At 70.2% G+C, this 19,030-nt stretch carries 17 protein-coding genes; 10 read left to right on the plus strand and 7 right to left on the minus strand.

Annotated features, from left to right (window positions below; genetic code table 11):
• Positions 1–81: 81 nt before the first annotated feature.
• A complete protein-coding gene (locus tag AB0B82_RS15855) occupies positions 82–558 on the plus strand; it encodes a hypothetical protein (protein ID WP_360167803.1) in 477 nt (158 codons plus the stop codon).
• A gap of 208 nt (positions 559–766) precedes the next feature.
• Here AB0B82_RS15855 and AB0B82_RS15860 read toward each other — a convergent pair whose 3' ends face one another.
• Positions 767–2,035: a S8/S53 family peptidase gene (locus AB0B82_RS15860; RefSeq protein WP_360167806.1), complete on the minus strand. Its 1,269-nt coding sequence runs from the start codon at positions 2,033–2,035 to the stop codon at positions 767–769.
• Between the two features lie 46 nt (positions 2,036–2,081).
• Here AB0B82_RS15860 and AB0B82_RS15865 point away from each other — a divergent pair, with 46 nt between their 5' ends.
• The 3 genes from AB0B82_RS15865 (at position 2,082) to AB0B82_RS15875 (ending at position 5,820) form a co-directional block, all read left to right on the plus strand.
• Complete coding sequence (locus AB0B82_RS15865; protein ID WP_360167809.1) at positions 2,082–4,685, plus strand: CHAT domain-containing tetratricopeptide repeat protein; 2,604 nt, start codon at positions 2,082–2,084, stop codon at positions 4,683–4,685.
• Positions 4,686–4,769: 84 nt separating this feature from the next.
• Positions 4,770–5,354 carry a sigma-70 family RNA polymerase sigma factor gene (locus tag AB0B82_RS15870; RefSeq protein WP_360167812.1) on the plus strand — a complete coding sequence of 195 codons (585 nt, stop codon included), beginning with the start codon at positions 4,770–4,772 and terminating at the stop codon, positions 5,352–5,354.
• 4 nt (positions 5,355–5,358) lie between these two features.
• Positions 5,359–5,820 carry a hypothetical protein gene (locus tag AB0B82_RS15875; RefSeq protein WP_360167815.1) on the plus strand — a complete coding sequence of 154 codons (462 nt, stop codon included), beginning with the start codon at positions 5,359–5,361 and terminating at the stop codon, positions 5,818–5,820.
• 12 nt (positions 5,821–5,832) lie between these two features.
• Here the strand turns inward: AB0B82_RS15875 and AB0B82_RS15880 are convergent, their stop codons facing one another.
• Genes AB0B82_RS15880 through AB0B82_RS15890 form a run of 3 tightly spaced genes read right to left on the minus strand, consistent with a single transcriptional unit; the run spans position 5,833 to position 8,659 of the window.
• Positions 5,833–6,264: a VOC family protein gene (locus tag AB0B82_RS15880; RefSeq protein ID WP_360167818.1), complete on the minus strand. Its 432-nt coding sequence runs from the start codon at positions 6,262–6,264 to the stop codon at positions 5,833–5,835.
• A gap of 60 nt (positions 6,265–6,324) precedes the next feature.
• Complete coding sequence (locus AB0B82_RS15885) at positions 6,325–7,146, minus strand: IclR family transcriptional regulator C-terminal domain-containing protein (protein ID WP_360167821.1); 822 nt, start codon at positions 7,144–7,146, stop codon at positions 6,325–6,327.
• Positions 7,147–7,183: 37 nt separating this feature from the next.
• Entirely contained in the window at positions 7,184–8,659 is a 1,476-nt protein-coding gene (locus AB0B82_RS15890; protein ID WP_360167824.1) for an amidohydrolase family protein, read from the minus strand.
• Between the two features lie 202 nt (positions 8,660–8,861).
• On the opposite strand from AB0B82_RS15890, the gene AB0B82_RS15895 reads away from it, so the two are divergent.
• The 5 genes from AB0B82_RS15895 to AB0B82_RS15915 are packed head-to-tail and all read left to right on the plus strand — an operon-like array spanning position 8,862 to position 13,006.
• A complete protein-coding gene (locus AB0B82_RS15895; RefSeq protein ID WP_360167827.1) occupies positions 8,862–9,989 on the plus strand; it encodes a CoA transferase in 1,128 nt (375 codons plus the stop codon).
• Positions 9,986–10,792, plus strand: coding sequence for a citryl-CoA lyase (locus AB0B82_RS15900; RefSeq protein WP_360167830.1), 807 nt, complete (start codon positions 9,986–9,988; stop codon positions 10,790–10,792). The genes AB0B82_RS15895 and AB0B82_RS15900 overlap by 4 nt, the downstream gene beginning before the upstream one ends.
• Before the next feature lie 16 nt (positions 10,793–10,808).
• Positions 10,809–11,672: a hypothetical protein gene (locus tag AB0B82_RS15905; RefSeq protein ID WP_360167833.1), complete on the plus strand. Its 864-nt coding sequence runs from the start codon at positions 10,809–10,811 to the stop codon at positions 11,670–11,672.
• Positions 11,669–12,031: a hypothetical protein gene (locus tag AB0B82_RS15910; RefSeq protein WP_360167836.1), complete on the plus strand. Its 363-nt coding sequence runs from the start codon at positions 11,669–11,671 to the stop codon at positions 12,029–12,031. Before AB0B82_RS15905 ends, AB0B82_RS15910 begins: the two co-directional genes overlap by 4 nt.
• A 9-nt stretch (positions 12,032–12,040) precedes the next feature.
• Entirely contained in the window at positions 12,041–13,006 is a 966-nt protein-coding gene (locus AB0B82_RS15915; RefSeq protein ID WP_360167839.1) for a zinc-binding alcohol dehydrogenase family protein, read from the plus strand.
• A 3-nt stretch (positions 13,007–13,009) separates the two neighbouring features.
• On the opposite strand, the gene AB0B82_RS15920 is transcribed toward AB0B82_RS15915, so the two are convergent.
• The gene (locus AB0B82_RS15920) at positions 13,010–13,681 is read right to left on the minus strand and encodes an ATP-dependent Clp protease proteolytic subunit (RefSeq protein ID WP_360167842.1); all 672 of its coding nucleotides are present in this window, start codon (positions 13,679–13,681) and stop codon (positions 13,010–13,012) included.
• Between the two features lie 141 nt (positions 13,682–13,822).
• Between AB0B82_RS15920 and ftsH the strand changes: the two genes are divergently transcribed.
• The gene (gene ftsH / locus AB0B82_RS15925; RefSeq protein ID WP_360167845.1) at positions 13,823–15,814 is read left to right on the plus strand and encodes an ATP-dependent zinc metalloprotease FtsH; all 1,992 of its coding nucleotides are present in this window, start codon (positions 13,823–13,825) and stop codon (positions 15,812–15,814) included.
• 48 nt (positions 15,815–15,862) lie between these two features.
• Here the strand turns inward: ftsH and AB0B82_RS15930 are convergent, their stop codons facing one another.
• Positions 15,863–17,284, minus strand: coding sequence for a DUF4832 domain-containing protein (locus AB0B82_RS15930; RefSeq protein ID WP_360167848.1), 1,422 nt, complete (start codon positions 17,282–17,284; stop codon positions 15,863–15,865).
• A 9-nt stretch (positions 17,285–17,293) separates the two neighbouring features.
• Positions 17,294–19,027: a DUF4832 domain-containing protein gene (locus tag AB0B82_RS15935; protein WP_360167854.1), complete on the minus strand. Its 1,734-nt coding sequence runs from the start codon at positions 19,025–19,027 to the stop codon at positions 17,294–17,296.
• Between the last annotated feature and the right edge of the window lie 3 nt (positions 19,028–19,030).

A 19,030-nucleotide genomic window follows, 5' to 3' on the forward strand; every position in this document is an offset into this window, starting at 1 on the left:
GCGAACTCCACGTGAACAACCCTGGACACCTGGCTGCAACGAACAGGTCCTGGCCGGCGTCTACTGTGGGAGGTGATCGAGATGCGCAAAGTGATCGGTGCGGTCAGGGCGACCGGCGTTCTGGCGGCAACCGTGCTTCTGGTTGCATGTGGCAGTGAGGCCGGTCGCGAGTCCGGCAGTTCCGGTGCGGGAGGACAACCGTCGATGACGCCGAGCAGCAGTCCCAGCGATCCCAGCAGTACACCCAGCAGCCCATCGAGCAGTACGCCTAGTGCGAGCCCGAGTGCGACGCCGGGCGGCAGTGTGACGGACCAGGCCAAGGCGGATCTCGCCCAGCGGCTCGGGGTCGACGCCGCCCAGATCAGGGTGATCAGCTCCGAGGAGGTGACCTGGCGGGACGGCAGTCTCGGCTGTCCGGAGCCGGGGATGATGTACACCCAGGCGCTGGTGCCCGGGACCCGGACCGTGCTCGAGGCCGGCGGGAAGCAGTACCACTACCACTCCGGCGGTCACCGGGCGCCGTTCCTTTGTGAGCGTCCGAGCCCGCCGACCGGTTGAAAACTTTCCCGATCACCGGGTGTATCACCGCGCGCCGAGGGTGACTCCGCAGAAATGGGGGGTTGCCCTCGGGCCGCTGCAAGGGGGAGGGCGGAGCGAGGGCGCGCAACAGGGGGAGGCTGACGCGGTGCAGGACCCGGAGGTCACGCTGGGGGTCCGCACCGCGTCAGCGCGCCCACGCCGACTCGTGACTGCCGGATCAGGCAGGTCAGGCGAGTGAGGCGAGGGCGTCGGCAGCGCGGAGCACCGGTCCGGCGCCGGGGGACGGTTGGGTGAGCGCGAACGCCAGCAGCGCGTCGGCTGCCTGCTGCGCGTTCTCACCGGTGACCGACATCCGGCCGGCGATCAAGCCGGCCACGAGCGGTGTCGCGAACGACGTACCGCTCCAGCGGGCCATGCCCTTGAAGGACCGCAGTTCACCCGTGTTCGGTGGCTCGGTGCACTCGTAGTCGCCGGTGAGGAACGCGTTGACGAGGTGCTCACCGGGTGCGTAGACGTCGACCCAGCCACCGAAGTTGCTGAAGGCCGCGCGGTCGCGGCCGTTGTCGGCCAGTGCACCGACACCGACGGCTTCGGGAAAGGCCGCCGGCCAGAAGTAGTCGCGCGACGATTCGTTCCCCGCGGCGGCCACCAGGGTCAGACCGTTGACGCGGTTCAGCCGCGTCTGGACGAAGACGTCGAGTCCCAGCGGCGGCAGGTCGAACCGGGTCCGGGTTCCCGCGGAGAGACTGATGATGTCCGGCGCGAGGTCGAGCACCTCGTCGAGCGCCGCCGCCAGATCGAACTCCCACATCGCACCCGCGGTGGTGAAGTAACTCTTCACCACGACCTCGACGTTGCGCGCGATCGACCGCAGCACCCCGGCGACGAACGTCCCGTGCCCGGCGTACGGCCGGATGCGTCCGGAGGAGTCGAACGCGTCCTCCGGATCGCCGGTCACCCCGGCCAGCCAGTACGCCGCGGGCGCCTCGGACCAGCCGACGTCGAGAACCACCACCTTCACGCCGCGACCGTCCGCGGCACCATCGGCCAGGAACGGCGTCGGGAGCACCGGGTCCGGCGGGCTGCCGGGTGGAACCTCCTCTGGTTCGGTCGCCGGGCACGGGCTGACGCTCGGTGTCACGTAGAACAGATGCTCCGGCGTGACCACACCGCGCCCGAGCCGCAGGTCGGCGTACTTGAGGAACCGCTGGGTCGGCGACGGGTCCTCGGGTGCCTCCTTCGGGACCTCGGCCGGCAGCACCAGTCGCGTCACGCCGCCGATGCCGCCGTCGGCGGGTTGCCCGCCGCGGAACAGTTCGACCACCCGTGGGACGTCCTCGTCGCGGACCAGCACGACGCCGGTGCGGTAGAGATAGTCGGCCCCCTCCGGCCGCTTCTCCCAGTCCTCCGGAAACACCGCGACGTCGCGTCCGAAGGCCTCCAGAATCAGTCTGATCTGAGAGATGAATTTTCTGTCGTTCGTTTGATCGGCCACCCGAATCCTTCCCCCTGGTTTCACGAATGACCGATATGATTACAGAGTGCCATCGGCCGGGGGGAGTGCTGAGGCGGCAGAAAGTCTGGAGAATCTGCTGCCGCTTGCTTTGTCACGTCCGCACGACGCGATCGCGTCGGCGCGGACGGTGCTGGCGCGCGGTCCGGCGTACCTCGAGGCCTCGATCGCGCATCAGGCCTGGGGGATCAGCCTGCGCCAGCTCGGCGATGTCACGCGGGCGGTGCGCGAGCTGCGGACTGCGCTGCGGCTCGCGGAGCGGTGCGGACGGTCGGAGCGCGAGGCGGATGTCCTTGCCACGTTGGGCGCAACGCTCGGGCGGGCCGGACGGACGCGCGAGGCGCTGGTCCGGCTCGACCGGGCCGTGGAGCTCAGCCGTGGTGCGCTGACCGGGCGCGTGCTGTTGCGCCGAGCCGACGTGTTGCTGGTGCTCGGCCGGCATCGCGAGGCGCTCGACGACCTGCGCTCGGCGATCACGCGACTGCGGCGATCGGGCGACCAGGTATGGGAGGCGCGGTCGCGGAACTACCGCGGTTTCATCCAACTCGCCCTGGGCGGTACGAGAACCGCGGATGCCGATTTCGCGGTCGCGGAGAAGCTGTACGCCGCGACCGGCCAGGAATTCGAGTACGCCGAGGCGCGCCAGAACCGCGGCCTGGTCGCGTACGCGCGCGGCGACCTGCCCGCGGCGCTGCGGTACCTGGACGAGGCCGGCCGTCGGTTCGCCGCCGTCGACGTGGTCTGGCCGGACCTGGCGATCGACCGGGCGGGCGTCCTGCTGGCCGCGGGCCTGAGCGCGGAGGCGCTGGCCGAGCTGGACCAGGCGATCGAGGCCGAGGGCGGTACGGCGACCAAGCGCGGCGAGCTGTTGTTCGCGGCGGCGACCGCGGCGCTGGCGGCCGGCGATCCGGTGGCGGCACGGGAACGGGCGGAGCGGGCGCGGCGGTTGTTCTCCGCGCAGCGGCGCGAGTGGTGGTCGGTGCGGTCGTCGATGGTGCTGCTCGAGGCGCGATACCAGTCGGGAGAGCGCGGCGAGCAGTTGCTGCGCCGGGTGAGTGCGGTGGCCGGTCGGCTCGACGCTCTCGGTGCAGCCGAGGCTTCGGCCGCGCATCTGCTCGCCGGCCGACTGGCGTTGGCCGCGGGCCGAAGACGCGCGGCGGATCGTCAACTGGAGTTGGCCGGACGGCACAGCAAGGACGCCCCGCCGATGGCGCGAAGCGCTGCCTGGCTGGCGAAGGCGTTGCGGGCCGAGGCGCGTGGCGAGCAGCGGCGGATGCTGTCGGCGTGTGGTCGCGGTCTGGACGCGCTCGACGAGCACCGGCTGGCGATGGGCGCGACCGAGTTGCGCGCGCTGGCGACCGGACGAGGTGCCGAGCTGGCGGCGCTCGCATTGCGGGATGCGTTGCGGTGCGACGATCCCCGACGCTTGCTGGTTTGGGGCGAGCGGTGGCGGGCGACCGCACTCGGCGTACCACCGGTGCGGGCGTCGGACGACGCGCACCTGGCGGGAGAGCTCGCGGCGTTGCGGGACGTCGTACGGAGGCTTGATGCGGCGCCTGATCCGTCGCTCGATCGCGAACGCCGGCGGTTGGAGAAGGCGGTGCGCGACCGGACGTTGCGGGCCGCGGGTCACTCGTCGCGTGCGGTACGGCCGGATCGGCTGGACGTCGACGAGTTGGTCGAGGCGTTGGGTCCGACGGTGTTGGTGGAGCTCGTCGAGGTGGACGGCGTACTGCACGCGGTGGTGGTGCGCGACGGGCGGATCACACAGCACGAGGTCGGTCCGCTGGCGGCGGCAGCGCTGGAGGTCGAGCGGTCGCGCTTCAGGCTCCGGCGGCTCGCGCATGCCCGCGGTCATGCCCAGCTCGGGCCGTCGCTCGACGTTTTGGGTACGCGGTTGGCCGACGCGATCCTCGGACCGGCGCAGGAGGTGTTCGGTGATCGGCCGGTCGTGGTCGTGCCGCCCGCGCGGCTGCAGGCGCTGCCGTGGGGACTGCTGCCGGCGCTGGGCGACCGGGCCGTGAACGTGGCACCGTCGGCCGCGACCTGGTTGCGCGCGCGACGTTTGCGGCCGCCGAGCGATCGGCGGGTGGTGCTCGTACTCGGGCCGGGGTTGTCGGCCGGCCGCGCGGAGGTGTTGCGGCTGGCGGAGCAGTACCCGGATGCGACCGTCCTGGCCGACGGTGACGCGACCGCGGAGAAGGTACTGCGGGAGCTCGACGGCGCATGGATCGCGCACATCGCGGCGCACGGCACGTTCCGCGCGGACAGCCCGCTGTTCTCGTCGCTGCGGCTCGACGACGGTCCGCTGACCGTGTACGACTTCGAGCGGCTGCGCAGAGCGCCGTACCGGATGGTGCTGTCCAGTTGCGATTCCGGGCTGGCAAAGCCGGTCGGTGCCGACGAACTGCTGGGCTTGAGCAGCAGCCTGATCCCGCTCGGCGCGGCCGGGATCCTGGCGAGCGTCGTCCCGGTCAACGACCCCGCGACCACGCCGTTGATGCTCGCGGTGCACGAGCAGTTGCGGGCGGGGGAGAGCTTGGCGGCCGGCTTCGCGACGGCCCGCCGAGAGTCTGCAGGTGATCCGGTCGCGGACGCGGCCGGGCGGTCGTTCGTTGCGCTGGGCGCGTGATGTATCAGAAGTCGTCCGGGCCACTCCTTATCAATGAGAGACGTGAGAAGCCGGTAGGAGTGGTCCGGTGGGAGAGGGGACGGCATGCGGGACGATCCGACTGTCGTCGACCTGGTCACCCGGGCCAGGGACGGCGAGAAGGCGGCATGGGACGAGCTGGTGGAGCGGTACGCACCGCTCGTCTACTCGGTGTGCAGGCGGTATCGCCTGGCACCGCCGGACATCGACGACGTCGGGCAGAGCGTGTGGCTGCGGCTGGTCGAGCACCTGCCCGGCCTGCGGGAGCCGGCCGCGTTGCCGGGCTGGATCGCGACCACGACCCAGCGCGAGTGCTTCCGGTTGATCCGCGCGAGCAGCCGGGTCGAAGCGGTCGATCCCGGCCAGGCACCCGACGTGCCCGAACAGGCGATCGCGGAGGAGGAAGTCCTGCGGCACGAACGCCGCACGATCCTGCGGACCGCGTTCGCCCAGCTGTCGCGGAAATGCCAGCAGCTGCTGGCGATGTTGATGCAGGACCCGCCCGCGCCGTACGACGAGATCAGCCGGCGACTGCAGTTGCCGATCGGGAGTATCGGGCCGAGCCGGGCACGCTGCCTGACGCGGCTGCGACGAACGCCCGCGCTGGCACTGCTGACGGCGGACGGGCCCGGTGACGGGACGAGGGGGTGACACGGTGACGGACCCGGACTGGGACGACGACGAGGCGTTGATCGAGGCCTTGCGCGACGCGTTCACCTCCGCGCAGGAGGTGCCGCCGGAGTTCGTGGAGGCCGGCAAGGCGGCGTTCGCGTGGCGGACCATCGACGCCGAGCTGGCCGCGCTCACCTACGACTCGGCCCTGGACCCGTTGGACGCACTGGCGATCCGCTCGGAGAGCGCGATGCTGCGGTCGCTGACGTTCGCGTCGGACGGCTGGACGGTCGAGCTCGAGCTGACCGCGGACGCGGTCCTCGGTCAGCTCGACCCGCCCGACCGCGGGACCGTCACCGCCCGCGGCGACGGCGGCCGGCTCGCGTCCGCGGAGATCGACGACCTCGGCTTCTTCGTGCTCGGCCCGCCGCCGACCACGCCGTACCGCCTGGTGTGTCAGACCCGCTCCGGTACGACGATCCTCACCGGCTGGATCACGCCGTAGCTCGCGGGTCGGTCAGGCCGCGAACACCTGGGAGTCGTCCGCGAACGCCTTGAATTCCAGGGCGTTCCCGGCCGGGTCGAGGAAGAACATCGTCCACTGCTCACCGGTCTGCCCCTGGAAGCGCACGTACGGCTCGATGACGAACTCGGTCCCGGCCGCCTTCAGCCGCTCGGCGAAGGTCTGGAACTCCTCGACGGTCAGGATCAGCCCGAAGTGCGGCACCGGGACGTCGTGACCGTCGACCGGGTTGTGGATCCGTTGCGCCCGCTCGGGCGCGAGATGCGTGACGAACTGGTGGCCGCGCAGGTTCCAGTCGATCCAGGTGTCCGAGCTGCGGCCCTGCTCGAGGCCGAGGACCGCACCGTAGAAGTGCCGCGCCGCGTCCAGGTCGTCGACCGGCATTGCGAGGTGGAAGCGGGGGATGGGGGAGTCGAGAACAGTCATGCCGTCATCCTCGCGCACCTCGGTCGCGGTCTCGCGCCGAGCGAGTCTCAGGCCTCGGTCTCAGGCTGACGTCTCGTTCCGCTGGCCGGACTCGACGTGCGGACGGGACTGCCACAGCGCCCACTCCGCGCTGACGTCGCCGGCCGTCCGGAGCAGCAGCGGCAGGTGGTCGTGCAGCAGCGTGTCGACCGAGGTCTCGGCCGCGTGCACGGTCACGTTCATCGCGGCCCGGACGGTGCCGGTGCCGTCGCGGACCGGCGCCGCGACCGAGCGGACGCCGGGCGCGAGCTCCTCGTCGGCCAAAGCCCAGCCGCGGGCCCGGATCTCGGTCAGCTCGTCGCGCAGTTGGTCGGCGGACCGGCCGATGTACGGCGGCAGCCCCGCGCGGCTCGGCTGCGCGAGGACGTCGTCGAGGTCGTCGGGGGAGAGCGCCGCGAGCAGGACCTTGCCCTGCGAGGTCTGCGCGGCCGGGAACCTGGTCCCGATGTCGACCCGCAGCGCGATCAGCTTGGGCACCGACACGCGGGCGACGTACACGATGTCCGATCCGTCGAGCTGCGCCATCGACGACGACTCGCCGGTGCGCGCGACCAGGGCCTGCAGATGCGGTTTCGCGATGTCCCACAGCCCGAGCGAACCGACGTACGCCATCCCGAGCGTGAGCACCTTCGGGGTGAGCTGGAACGACCCGTCGACGGTGCGCACGAAGCCGAGCTCTTCCAGCGTCAGCAGCAGCCGCCGCGCGGTCGGCCGGGCGAGACCGGCCGCGGCGGCGACTTCGGACAGCGACATCGTGCGGTGGCCGGCGTCGAAGCAGGTCAGGACGTCCAGCCCGCGAGCCAGCGACTCGACGAAGTCCGGACCCGCGCCACGCCCTGCCATCTGCTCTCCTCCAGTCAGCCGTCATCGACGGCCCAGCCTACGGTTCACCGAAGATGGTGCCACGTGCCTCTCGCGTCGAGTCGGACTTGTAGTCGGTGTACTGGTACGGGTTGTCGAAGACCTCGCCCTTCGGCAGCTCCGGGTTCATCCCGCTCGCCCACGCTTCCTCGCCGAGGGTGGCGCGCAGGTGGTCGACGGTCGCCTCCGCCTCACGCCGCAGGGCGGGCAGGTCGCAGCCGATCAGCCGGTTCTCGTACTTCACGACGCGGCCGTCGACGATCACCGTGTGGACGTCGCCGCGCTGCGCCTGGAACGCCACCTGGCCGTACGGGTTGATCAGCGGGAACGACACCGGTGACTCGTCGTTCTTGATCAGAATCACGTCGGCCTTCTTGCCCGGTTCGAGGCTGCCGAGGTCGTCGCGGCCGAGGGCCCGGGCGCCGCCGCGGGTCGCCCAGTCGACGACGTGCTCGGCGCGCAGATGGCTGTGCGTCACGGTGTCGCCCTTCGCGTGCGCCTCGAGGTGCTCGCGGGCGCGGTCCGCGCCGAGCGTGGTCCGCATCGCGCTGAACAGATCGCCGCTCCACCAGACGCTGGTGTCCATCGACAGCGAGACCGGGATGTCGTGCCGGCGGACCTGCCAGGTCGGCGGGTAGCCCTGGCCGGCGCTCTGCTCGGACTCGGTGGAGACCGAGATCGAGCCGCCGGTCGCGGCGATCCGCTGGTACGAGTCCGCGGTCAGCGAGGCGGCGTGCACGTAGATGTTCTGCGGTGTCATGAAACCGTTCTCGTGCATCAGCTTGATGCCGTTGTCGTTGGTCGCACCCCAGACACCCGCGTGTGTGGTGACGCCGAGGTCGAGCTCGCGCGCGACCTCGAACGCGGCCCGCTCGGGGAACGCCGGGTCGCCGGTCACGTCGAAGGCCAGTTGCAGTCCGATCTGTGAGTCGTCCCGCAGGGTCTCCAGGAAGGCGCGCACCGACGGGTCGGCGGTCCACTCCCAGGGCCCGGCCTGGATGTTGCCGTAGGCAAGGACGAACCGGCCGGGGACGGCGCGCAGCGCGTCCGCGGCCGCGGCGGCGTGGTCGACGCTCTGCAGGCCGTGCGACCAGTCCACGGTGGTGGTGATGCCGGCCTCCAGCGACTCCCACGCGGATGTCAGGTTGCCCGCGTGGATGTCTTCGGGACGGAACGACTTGCCGTGCTCGAGGTAGTACCAGACGAAGTACTGCGTCAGCGTCCAGTCGGCGCCGTACGCGCGCATCGCGGTCTGCCACATGTGCCGGTGGGTGTCGATCATCCCGGGCATCACGATGCCACCGGACGCGTCGACGACCTGGGTTCCTGCCGGGACGTCGAGGCGTTGCCCGGACGCTCCGACGGCCGCGATGCGGTCGCCGTCGACGAGCACGTCGCCGTCGTGAACCACCGTGTGGTGGTCGTCCATCGTGAGCACCGTACCGCCCCGCAACAGCACCGGCCGGTCGGGAACAGGCGTATCGGCTGTGGTCATCGATGCCTCCAAGAAGCTCCCCGGACATACGTCCGTCTGACGGTCAATGGGGAGGATGAGGCTCACTATCTGAGCATCGATGGATGGTGTCAAGAGTTCGCGGTCTGCTGTTGACACCTGGTCTGGGAGCGGCTGACACTGAGGCGATCGAGAAAGCGGACAACTGTCCGTAAGTTGACCTGCAGGCTGCCGAGGAGGTCGTGTGAACGGTCCGTTGTCCGGGCTCGTGGTGGCCGACTTCTCCCGGATCCTGGCCGGCCCGTACGCGACCATGCTGCTCGCCGACCTGGGCGCCGACGTGATCAAGGTGGAGTCGCCCGGCGGCGACGACACCCGCTCCTGGCAGCCGCCGGTCCGCGACGGCATCTCGACGTACTACCTCGCGGTCAACCGGAACAAGCGGTCCGTCGCCCTCGACCTCAAGGACCCGACCGACCTCGCGGCGGCGCAGGAGCTCGCGCGCCGGGCCGACGTCCTGGTGGAGAACTTCCGGCCGGGTGGCCTGGCCCGCTTCGGCCTCGACTACGAGACGGTCGCCGAAGGCAACCCGAAGCTGATCTACGCGTCGATCAGCGGCTTCGGGTCCGGGCCGGGCGGCGCGGCGCTGCCCGGGTACGACCTGATCGTGCAGGCGATCTCCGGCCTGATGAGTCTGACCGGCGCCCCGGACGGCGAACCGTACCGGGCCGGCATCTCGGTCTTCGACGTGATGGCCGGACTGCACGCGACCATCGGTGTGTTGTCGGCCCTGAACCAGCGCCACGAGACCGGCCGCGGTCAGCACGTCGAGGTGAACCTGCTGTCGTCGGCGTTGTCCGGCCTGGTCAACCAGTCGAGTGCGTACGTCGCCGGCGGTGTCGTACCGCTGCGGATGGGGAACAGCCACCCGAGCCTGTTCCCGTACGAGCCACTGCCGTGCGCGGACGGGGAACTGATCATCACGGCCGGGAACAACGGGCAGTTCCGCAAGCTGGTCGAGGTGCTCGGCGTCCCCGAACTCGCCGACGACCCGCGGTTCGACCGGAACGAGAAGCGGACCGCGCGCCGTGCCGAGCTGCGACCGCTGCTCGTGGAGCGGCTGATGACGCGGACGAAGCAGGAGTGGTTCCGCGACATCATCGCGGCCGGCGTGCCGTGCGGACCGATCAACACCGTGGACGGCGGCGTCGCGTTCGCCGAGGAGATCGGGCTCGATCCGGTGGTGACCGTGGGCGGCATCCCGACCGTCCGCAACCCGATCACGTTCTCCGACGGCGCGGCGGCATACCGGCTGCCGCCGCCGGAGCTGGACGAACACGGCGACGAGCTGAGGAAGTGGTTGTCCACATGAGTGAGGCCGCTGCTGTGCCTGCCTTTCCGACCTCCCTGGGGACCTCGACGGCGGACGAGATCCGGCTGCTCGGGCAGGACCTGACGGCCGACCTGATGGGCAAGGTAGGTTTCGGTGAGCTCGCGTTCTGGCTGGTCACGCTGCAGCGGCCGACGCCTTCGCAGACGCGGGTGTTCGAGGCGGTCCTGGTCGCGCTCGCCGATCACGGGTTCACACCGACGGCGATCGCGGCGCGGCTGACGTATCTGTCGGCGCCGGATTCGCTGCAGGGCGCGCTCGCGGCCGGCCTGCTGGGTGGTGGGTCGCGGTTCCTCGGTGTCACCGAGGACTGCGGGACGTTCCTGCACGAGGCGCTCGCCGGGCGTGAGCTGCCCGACGACGAGGCGGGCTGGGACGAGCTGGCACTCGAGGTCGTGCGCGGCGCGACGACGAAGTACATCCCAGGGCTGGGCCATCCCGTGCACAAGGTCGAGGATCCGCGGACGCCGGTGCTGATCGGCATCGCCCGCGAGGAAGGGCTGGAAGGTCCGCATCTGAAGCTTTTCCAGGCAATCGGGCGGGTGCACGACCAGGTGATCGGACGGAAGCTGCCGCTGAACGGCGCCGGCGTGTGTGGTGCCGCGCTTGCCGATCTCGGGCTGCCGGTCGAGCTGCTGCGCGGGTTCGCGCTGCTGGCGCGGGCCGCCGGATTGCTCGGGCAGCTCGCCGAGGAACGCCGTCGCCCGATCGGTATGGACGCCTACCTGACCGTCGACCGCAACGCCGTGTACGTCGAACCAGAAACTTCAGAGCCGACGAGCTGAGACGAAGGAGCACCAGATGGCCACAGTCGCCGCGGTGATCGCCTCCACGCACCATCCGTTCTACTACCGGGCGAGCACCGCCACCGGGGTCGACCGGCCACCGTTCGCGGACACCTGGGTGGCGAAGATCGAGGCCTTCCGCGAGACCCTGACCAAGGCGCGGCCGGACATCCTGGTGATGGTCGGCAGCGACCACTTCCACCAGCTGTGGCTGGACAACATGCCGCAGTTCCTGGTCGGCAAGGCACCGTACTTCGACGCGAACTGGTACAACGAGGAGCGCGAGTTCGGGCTGCCGCGGATGCGGCTGGCCGGTGCCGAGCAGCTCGCCGGGCACATCCTGCGCAACGGGCTGGACGCCGGCTTCGATCTTGCCTTCAGCAACGAACTGCGGATCGACCACAGCATCACCTGCCCGATCATCACGCTCCGCCCGGAGGCGGATCTGCCGATCGTGCCGATCTACACCAACATCTTCGCGCCGCCGCTGCCCCGGCCCGGCCGGTTCGTCGAACTCGGCCGGACGATCCGGCAGCTGGTCGAGTCCTGGCCGATCGACAAGCGGGTGGCGATCATCGGCACCGGCCACCTGTCGCTCGAGCTGGGCGGGCCGCGGCAGTTCGGCGAGCACGGGCCGGACCCGGAGTTCGACCGCAAGGCGGTGGAGTGGATCGCCCGCGGCGACATCGAGGGGTGCCTGTCCGAGGTGACGCTCGACAGCCTGCACCTGCCGGGCAACGCGACCCACGGATTCATGGACTTCATGCTGATGATGGGCGTGGCCGGAGCGGGCGTGAAGGCGGACCACGTCGACTCGCTCGATCTGTTCCACACCATGGAGGCGTACTTCACCTGGTACCCGAACGGAGTGCCGGCATGAGCAAGTACCTGCTGGACAAGTTCCTCTACACCGTCGACCGCGATCCCGAGCTGGTCGAGCGGTACCGTGAGGACCCCGCCGGGACGGTCACCTGGTGGGAGCAGGAGAAGGCGAACGAGATCCTCAACTGTGCCGTCCAGGAGAAGTCGACGTGGCTGGCGTTCACCGACGAGGAACGCAGGGCGCTGCGCGAGCACGACCACGTCGCGCTGTTCGGGCTGGGCGCGCACCCGTTCCTGACGCTGACGCTGTTCATCGCGATGTTCGAGCGCGACCACGGTCCGCTCGAATACCAGAAGGCGTACGGAGCTGCTTTGAAGGCGCATTACGCTCTGCCGTATCCCGACATCGCAACCTGAGGAGCCCGCGTGCGCGCCGCAGTACTGCACACCCACGGACAACCGCCGTCGCACGGCGACCACCCGGACCCGGTCGCCGGCGAAGGCCGGTCGATCGTCCAGGTCACGGCCGCGCCGATCGTTCCGCTGGACCTGCTGTGCGCGTCGGGTACGTCGTACTTCGGTCCGCCGGCCGTGCCGTACGTGCCGGGCGTGCAAGGGGTCGGCGTCGTGAAGGAGTCGTCGGCGCTCGCGCCGGGGACGCGGGTGTTCTTCTCGACGTCAGCCGGGATGACCGCGGGCGACGGGAGCCTGGCGGAGTGGGCTGCGGTTCCGGATGAGGACCTGGTGGTGATCGACGTACCGGTGCTGGATGCCGCGGTGGCCGCCATCGGGCTGTCCGGTGTCGCTGCCTGGATGATGCTGACGTGGCGGGCCCGGATGCAGGCGGGGGAGCGGGTGCTGGTCCTCGGCGGTGGCGGCGCGGTCGGTCAGGTCGCGATCGGAGCGGCCAAGGTTCTCGGGGCGTCGCAGGTCGTGGCCGCAGCGCGATCCGAGGCGTCCCGCAAGCGTGCGTTGGAGTCGGGCGCGGACGAGGTCGTCGAGCTGGGCGGTGACGTCGACGAGCTGACTGCGCGGTTCGGCGATCCGACGTACGACGTGGTGATCGACTCGGTGTTCGGCGCCGCCGCGACCGCCGCGACCCGGGTGCTCGCCCCGGGTGGGCGGCTGGTGAACCTCGGAGGCTCGGCGGCCGACGAGGCGGTGTTCTCCTCGGCCGTCCTGCGGAGCAAGATGCTGAGCGTCCTCGGCTACACCAACAACGCCCTCACGCCCGAGCAGCGCGCCGGCGCGCTCACCGCCGTCCTGCAGCACGCGGCCAGTGGCGAGATCGGCGTCGCCCACGAGACAGTACCGCTGGCAGGTATCGGCGATGCCTGGCAGCGGCAGGCCGCGGGTGAAACCAACGGCCGGTTGGTTGTCACGTTCTCCTGATTCCTAGCGCAGTCCGGTGATGAGACCGTAGGTCACGGCCTCCTCGGCGGACAGGACGCGACCGGCGTCGAGGTCGGCGGCCACCTCGTCGGCGGACCGGCCGGTCGCGGTGGCGACGAGGTCCAGCAGGCGGGCGTGCTGCCGTTCGTGTTGGTCGGCGAGTGCGGCCAGTTGGCCGGCCGTACCGTCCGCGGTGAACTTCGGAGTCGAGAGGACGAACATGGTGTGCCGGTGGGCTTCCCGCTGCGCGGCGGCGGCGAGTACGGCGATGGCGGCACCGCGGACCGTTCCGCGGGCGACGGCGTGCACGGGGGCGGTGATCAGACCGATCGCGCCGGCGACGGAGAGCGCGGCGTCGAGACCGGACTCGCTCGCGGACAGGTGCAGGGTGATCGGGTCGTTGCCTTGGGCATCCAGAAGGAGCAGCTGCGACGCGACATGGTTGGCGAGTGCGTCGTCGAGGCGGCCGCCGACCAGGATCACCCGCTCGGCGAGCAGTCGGTCGGCCAGCTCACGCTCGATCGAGATCGAGGTGGGTTCGTACCACGACGGCAGGATCGGTCGCGGCTCCGGTCCGGCGGTGCGCGGCACCCCCGGCACTCCGGGCGTCGTCGGGATCTCCGGCCACGGGCGCTCCGGTCCTGGAATCCCGGGCGGCTGCTGCTCGATGTACATGATGACCTCCTTCGTCGTTCTCACCCTGCGGCATCGGGCGCCTGCCGGGAAGGTCCTTCCGCTGCCAGCAGACACCCGCGGGTGCCTTGCGGCTCGAGATGTTGCTGGGTCCACGGCGGTTCACGACATATGTTGGGCAGCATGAGCGACAAGGAGCCGCCGGCCACGGACGAGTCCAGCGCCGACCGCGGGCAGGCCGGTGACCAGAACGGCGGGAACAGCGACGGCTCGCAGCGGCCGCCGCACAAGCCGTGGCGGACCGAGGGGCTGCCCGCCGGACACGACAACGGCGGCAAGCCGCGCCGGCCGCGCTGGTGGAAGTGGGCGGCGTACATCGTCGGCGCCTACCTGGTGCTGTTCCTGCTCACCACGATGCAGGACCAGATGTCCGGCGCCGAGCAGACGATCGCCTACACCGACTTCACCGCCCAGGTGCAGAAGCAGAACGTCGCCGAGGTCTTCTCCCGCGGCGACACCATCGAGGGGCGGCTGAAAGAAGCGGCGCCGGTGCCGGGCAAGTCCGGCCAGACGTACACGAAGTTCACCACCGAGCGGCCGACGTTCGCCGACGACAACCTGTACGCCGAACTGCAGAAGGGCGGCGCCACGGTCCGGGCCACACCGGTGGTCGCCCAGCGCGGCGTGCTGTGGAACCTGCTGATCTCGCTCGGCCCGTTCATCCTGATCGCGGCGTTCTACTTCTGGTTGTTCCGGCGCAGCCGGGCCGGCGGCGGACTGGGCGGACTGCTCGGCGGCGGCGGTCAGCAGAAGAAGCCCGTCGACCCGAGCAGTGTCCGGGTGACGTTCGCCGACGTCGCGGGGATCGACGAGGTCGAGGCCGAGATCGAGGAGGTCGTCGACTACCTGAAGGACCCCGGGAAGTACCGCCGGCTCGGCGCCCGCGCGCCGAAGGGAGTCCTGCTGGCCGGCGCACCCGGTACCGGCAAGACGTTGCTCGCCCGGGCGACCGCCGGTGAGGCCGGAGTGCCGTTCTTCTCGGCGAGCGCCTCGGAGTTCATCGAGATGATCGTGGGCGTCGGCGCGAGCCGGGTGCGGGAACTGTTCGGCGAGGCGCGCAAGGTCGCGCCGGCGATCATCTTCATTGACGAGATCGACACCATCGGCCGCGCCCGCGGCGGGTCCCGGTCGGTCGGTGGGCACGACGAGGGCGAGCAGACGCTGAACCAGATCCTCACCGAGATGGACGGCTTCTCCGGCGCCGAGGGTGTCGTCGTCCTCGCCGCGACGAACCGGCCCGACGTGCTCGACCCGGCCTTGCTCCGGCCGGGCCGGTTCGACCGGACGATCACCGTGCACGCGCCGGACCAGCCGGGCCGCGAGGCGATCCTCAAGGTGCACGCCCGCGGGAAGCCGCTGGCCGCTGACGTCGACCTGGCCGCGCTGTCGCGGTCCACGCCCGGGATGACCGGTGCGGATCTGGCCAACCTGCTCAACGAGGCGGCACTGGCGGCGGCCCGTCAGGGCGAGTCCCACATCACCCAGCGGGACCTGAACGACGCGCTCGAGAAGATCCAGCTCGGTACAAGGCGCAACGTCGTGATGCCGGCGGAGGAGCGGCGGCGGACGGCGTACCACGAAGGCGGGCACGCGTTGCTCGGCATGATCCAGAAGGGCGCGGACCCGGTCCGCAAGGTGTCGATCATCCCGCGCGGCCGGGCGCTCGGCGTCACGCTGTCGACACCCGAGGCGGACCGGTACGGGTACGACGAGGACTACCTGCGCGGCCGGATCATCGGCGCACTCGGCGGGATGGCGGCCGAGCAGGAGGTCCTGGGCGTGGTCACCACCGGCGCGGAGAGCGATCTGGAGACGGCGACGCGGATCGCTCGCTCGATGGTCGGCCGCTGGGGGATGTCCGACGCGATCGGACCGGTGTCGGTGCTGCCGTCCGAAGGCGACGCGCGGATGGCGGGAGTCTCCGACCAGCTGCTCAACACCGTCGACGAGGAGGTCCGGCGGCTGATCGAGCAGTGCTACGCCGAGGCGCGCCGCCTGCTGCGCGAGAACCGCTCCAGGCTCGACGGGATCGCGGCTCAGCTGCTCGAACACGAAACCTTGGACGAAGCCGACGCGTACGCCGCGGCCGGCATCACCCACGGCTCGCCGGCCTGACGTCGACGGCGGCCGGGGTTCGTCCCCGGCCGCCACAACGCTGTCAGGTCAGCCGACCGTGACCGTTTGGCCGAGGTCGTTGTAGCCGGTCGTCGGCTGCCAGGTCCCGTCGTTCGCGAGCCGGATCGAGTACTCGGGTCGCGTGGACAGCCGCGGGTCCGGCAGATTCAGCAGCAGCTTGTACTCGCCCGGGATCGGCGGCGCGGGGACCTTCCAGGACAGGTTGGTTGTCGTGCCGGCGGCCCAGTGGCGCGGGTCGGCCGGGACGTCGACCTTGTAGGTGCGCTTGTCGCCCTGGAAGACCAGCTGGACGCCGCGCGGGTTGTACGGCGCGGCCCAGCCGTCGTTGCGGATCTCCAGGTCGACCGTTACCTGGCCGCGCGGCCGGGCTCGGTCGGTGAACGTACCCTGCGTGAGCGCGAAGCGGTAGCCGAGCTTCTGCTTGGCGGTCTCGATCTCGGTGCCCCAGCTGCCGAGCACGTCCTTGTTGTAGTCGGTGTTCAGGTACGACATGTGCAGCATTGCCATCTCGGTGGCTGCGGCGTCCCACTCCGACCGCGGCGGGTTCACTGCGCAGGTCTCACCACCGAATGGCAGGTAGTTGGTGTCCTGGGCAACGAAATCCTTGTCCAGCTGGATCGGGTCGCTCAGGTAGGTGCCGAAGTCGTCGTCGCTGGCCAGGAAGCAGTCGTTGTGATGACCGATCCGGGCCAGGTCCGAGCCGTCGTACGCCTGCTCGTCGGTCAGCGCACCCTCGGTCCCGGTCGGGACGCCGTACTGGCGTTGCTTCATGTACGGCGTCCGCACCTGGATCATCCGGTCCTTCGGCAGCGCCTTCAGCAGCGCGTCGGTGACGGCCTTGCGGTCGGCCCAGTTCTGGTCCGACACCTGGCTCGGGTCCTGCGGGTCGCTGAAGTGGTCGGTGTAGTAGCCCTCGCCCCACAGGCCGATGAAGCCGGTCTGCATCACCTCGATCACGTCGGCGTTCGCGCGCAGGATCGGCGTCAACTGCTGGATGTGCTTGACCACCCGGTCGACCGGCGCGTCGCCGTACGGCGTCGGCGGCGGCCAGCCCACTCCGGGCAGTGCGTACGCGAACCGGAGGATTACCTTGACGCCGGCCGCACGGGCGGTGGCGAAGTCGGCCCGCACCAGGTCGAGGTACTGCTTGTCGAGGACGTCCCGGCTCGCGAACTTCTCCAGGTAGAACACGCGCAGGATCTGCGTGATGTTCTCCTGCGTCCGGTAGTTGCGCAGCGTGGTGAGGTCGAGCGGGACGTACCCGGTGCCGTCGGCGCGGTAGTGCGTCTCGGTGTGGTGGTAGAAGCCGCGCTCGGGGTTCGCGATCACCTCGGCACTGGCTGAATAGGTGCGCGTGCTTGCCGGTGCCGGCGCGTGGCCGGCGACGGCCTGCTGGGCCGGGACAAGCAGGCCGATCGCGCAGGCGGCTGCTGCGAGCCTTCGTCTCATGGGGTCTCCCTAGCTGATGCTGACGGTGTGCAGGAGCGAGTTCATCCCGCTCGCCGCGTCCCACGTGCCTTGGTTGGCGAGGCGGATGGAGTACTCGGGGCGGGTGGACAGGAGCGGATCCGGCAGGTTCAGCAGCAGGTCGTACGACCCTGCCGGGACGTTGCCGGGGACTGCGAGAGTCTGCGAGACGGTGGTGGACGAACCAGCGGTCCAACGACGCGGATCGCCGGTCATGGGGAGCTTGAAGGTGTTGCCGGTCGCAGTGTTCCGCAGGACGAGTTGCAGGGTGCGGGGGTTGTACGGCGTCGCGTAGCCGTCGTTGTGGACCGTGAAGCTGACCGGGAGGCTGCCGCCGGGGGAGGCGGTGGCCGGGTAGGTGCCGGACTCGAGCCGGAAGCGGTACCCGAGGTTCTTGCGGATGGTGGTGAGACAACCGCCGGTGTTCCACGAGTTCAGCACGTTCGGCTCGTAGTCGGTGTTGAGATACGACCAGTGGAACTGGGCCAGCTCGCCGGTCGCGGTCGGGCACTCCGAGCGTGGTGCGTTGACGGCACAGGTCTCACCGCCCATCGCGACGTACGTCGTCTCGGCCTGGAGGTACGGGTATTCGACGGACGGGTTCTCGTACGTGCCGAAGTCGTCGGCGCTGGCGAGGAAGCAGTCGTTGTGGTGCCCGATCCGGGACAGCGTGCTGCCGTTGTAAGCGTCGCCAGGCTGGACCGGGGATGTCGAGTACAGGGTGCGCTTGAACTTCGGCGTCCGGAGCTGGATCATCCGGTCCGACGGCAGGACGCTCAGCAGCTTGTCGGTGACCGCCTTGCGGTTCGCCCAGTCGGCTGCCGAGATGACGCCCGCGTTGCCGAAGTTCTGCGTGTAGTACCACTCGCCCCAGGCGCCGATCAGGCCCGCCTGGACGATCGCGATCACGTCCTTGCCGGCGCTCAGGTACGGCGCCAACTGGTCGAGATGCCCCAGGACGCGATCCTTCGGTGGGTCGTCGCCCGTGGTCGAGGTGGTGTACGCGAACCGCAGCACCATCTTGAGACCGGCTGCGCGAACGGTGTTGAACTGCTGCTGCAATTGGTCGAGGGCTGCCTGCGCGATCGGACCGTTCCTGTACTCGGCCAGGTAGAACACGCACATCACCAGCGAGATGCCCTCGTTGGCGCGGTAGCTCTGCAGCGTCGACAGCGAGAAGTCCGTCTTGTCGCAGTCGCCGGTGTGGTGGTACAGACCGCGCTCGGGATTCGCGAAGTTGTCGGCCGACGGCGGGTAGGTGACGCCGCCACTTCCACCGGTGTAGGTGTGCGTGTACTTCGCCGACGTCTCGAGCGGAGCTTCCGTCTGGAAAATCAGATCGGCGTCGTTCGGCGTGGCAGTCTCACCGAGGTCGGAGCGCTCGACGGTCCACTGCGCGACACCGCCGGAGTTCCCGAAGCTGACTGCGCGGACGAGCGTCCAGCTCCAGCCGGTGCCGGTGTGCCGGTACAGGTTCCCGTTCTCCAGCAGGTAGTCGGCGCCGGTACCGGCCTGGGCGTAGCCGGTCGACGGGTTCCGGTCGGTGTCGACGTACACGCGGACGAACTGCGGTGTGCCGGTGTACGCGAAGCGATACGAGACGGTCGTCGCCGTGTTGGTGGCGCTCGCGTCGCTGATCGTGGCGTGGGCGGGGGTGGTGAGTACGGCGGTCAGAAGGGCGGCGGTGGTCAGGACGAGGGCGGGCAGCCGGAACGGACGCATCATGAT

This window comes from Kribbella sp. NPDC048915, assembly GCF_040649595.1.
Lineage (GTDB): Bacteria > Actinomycetota > Actinomycetes > Propionibacteriales > Kribbellaceae > Kribbella.

Coding starts and splice junctions, on each gene's coding strand:
- AB0B82_RS15855 (WP_360167803.1), top strand. CDS start 82: ATGCGCAAAGTGATCGGTGCGGTCAGGGCGACCGGCGTTCTGGCGGCA.
- AB0B82_RS15870 (WP_360167812.1), top strand. CDS start 4,770: ATGCGGGACGATCCGACTGTCGTCGACCTGGTCACCCGGGCCAGGGAC.
- AB0B82_RS15880 (WP_360167818.1), bottom strand. CDS start 6,264: ATGACTGTTCTCGACTCCCCCATCCCCCGCTTCCACCTCGCAATGCCG.
- AB0B82_RS15885 (WP_360167821.1), bottom strand. CDS start 7,146: ATGGCAGGGCGTGGCGCGGGTCCGGACTTCGTCGAGTCGCTGGCTCGC.
- AB0B82_RS15890 (WP_360167824.1), bottom strand. CDS start 8,659: ATGACCACAGCCGATACGCCTGTTCCCGACCGGCCGGTGCTGTTGCGG.
- AB0B82_RS15900 (WP_360167830.1), top strand. CDS start 9,986: ATGAGTGAGGCCGCTGCTGTGCCTGCCTTTCCGACCTCCCTGGGGACC.
- AB0B82_RS15905 (WP_360167833.1), top strand. CDS start 10,809: ATGGCCACAGTCGCCGCGGTGATCGCCTCCACGCACCATCCGTTCTAC.
- AB0B82_RS15910 (WP_360167836.1), top strand. CDS start 11,669: ATGAGCAAGTACCTGCTGGACAAGTTCCTCTACACCGTCGACCGCGAT.
- AB0B82_RS15920 (WP_360167842.1), bottom strand. CDS start 13,681: ATGTACATCGAGCAGCAGCCGCCCGGGATTCCAGGACCGGAGCGCCCG.
- ftsH (WP_360167845.1), top strand. CDS start 13,823: ATGAGCGACAAGGAGCCGCCGGCCACGGACGAGTCCAGCGCCGACCGC.
- AB0B82_RS15930 (WP_360167848.1), bottom strand. CDS start 17,284: ATGAGACGAAGGCTCGCAGCAGCCGCCTGCGCGATCGGCCTGCTTGTC.
- AB0B82_RS15935 (WP_360167854.1), bottom strand. CDS start 19,027: ATGATGCGTCCGTTCCGGCTGCCCGCCCTCGTCCTGACCACCGCCGCC.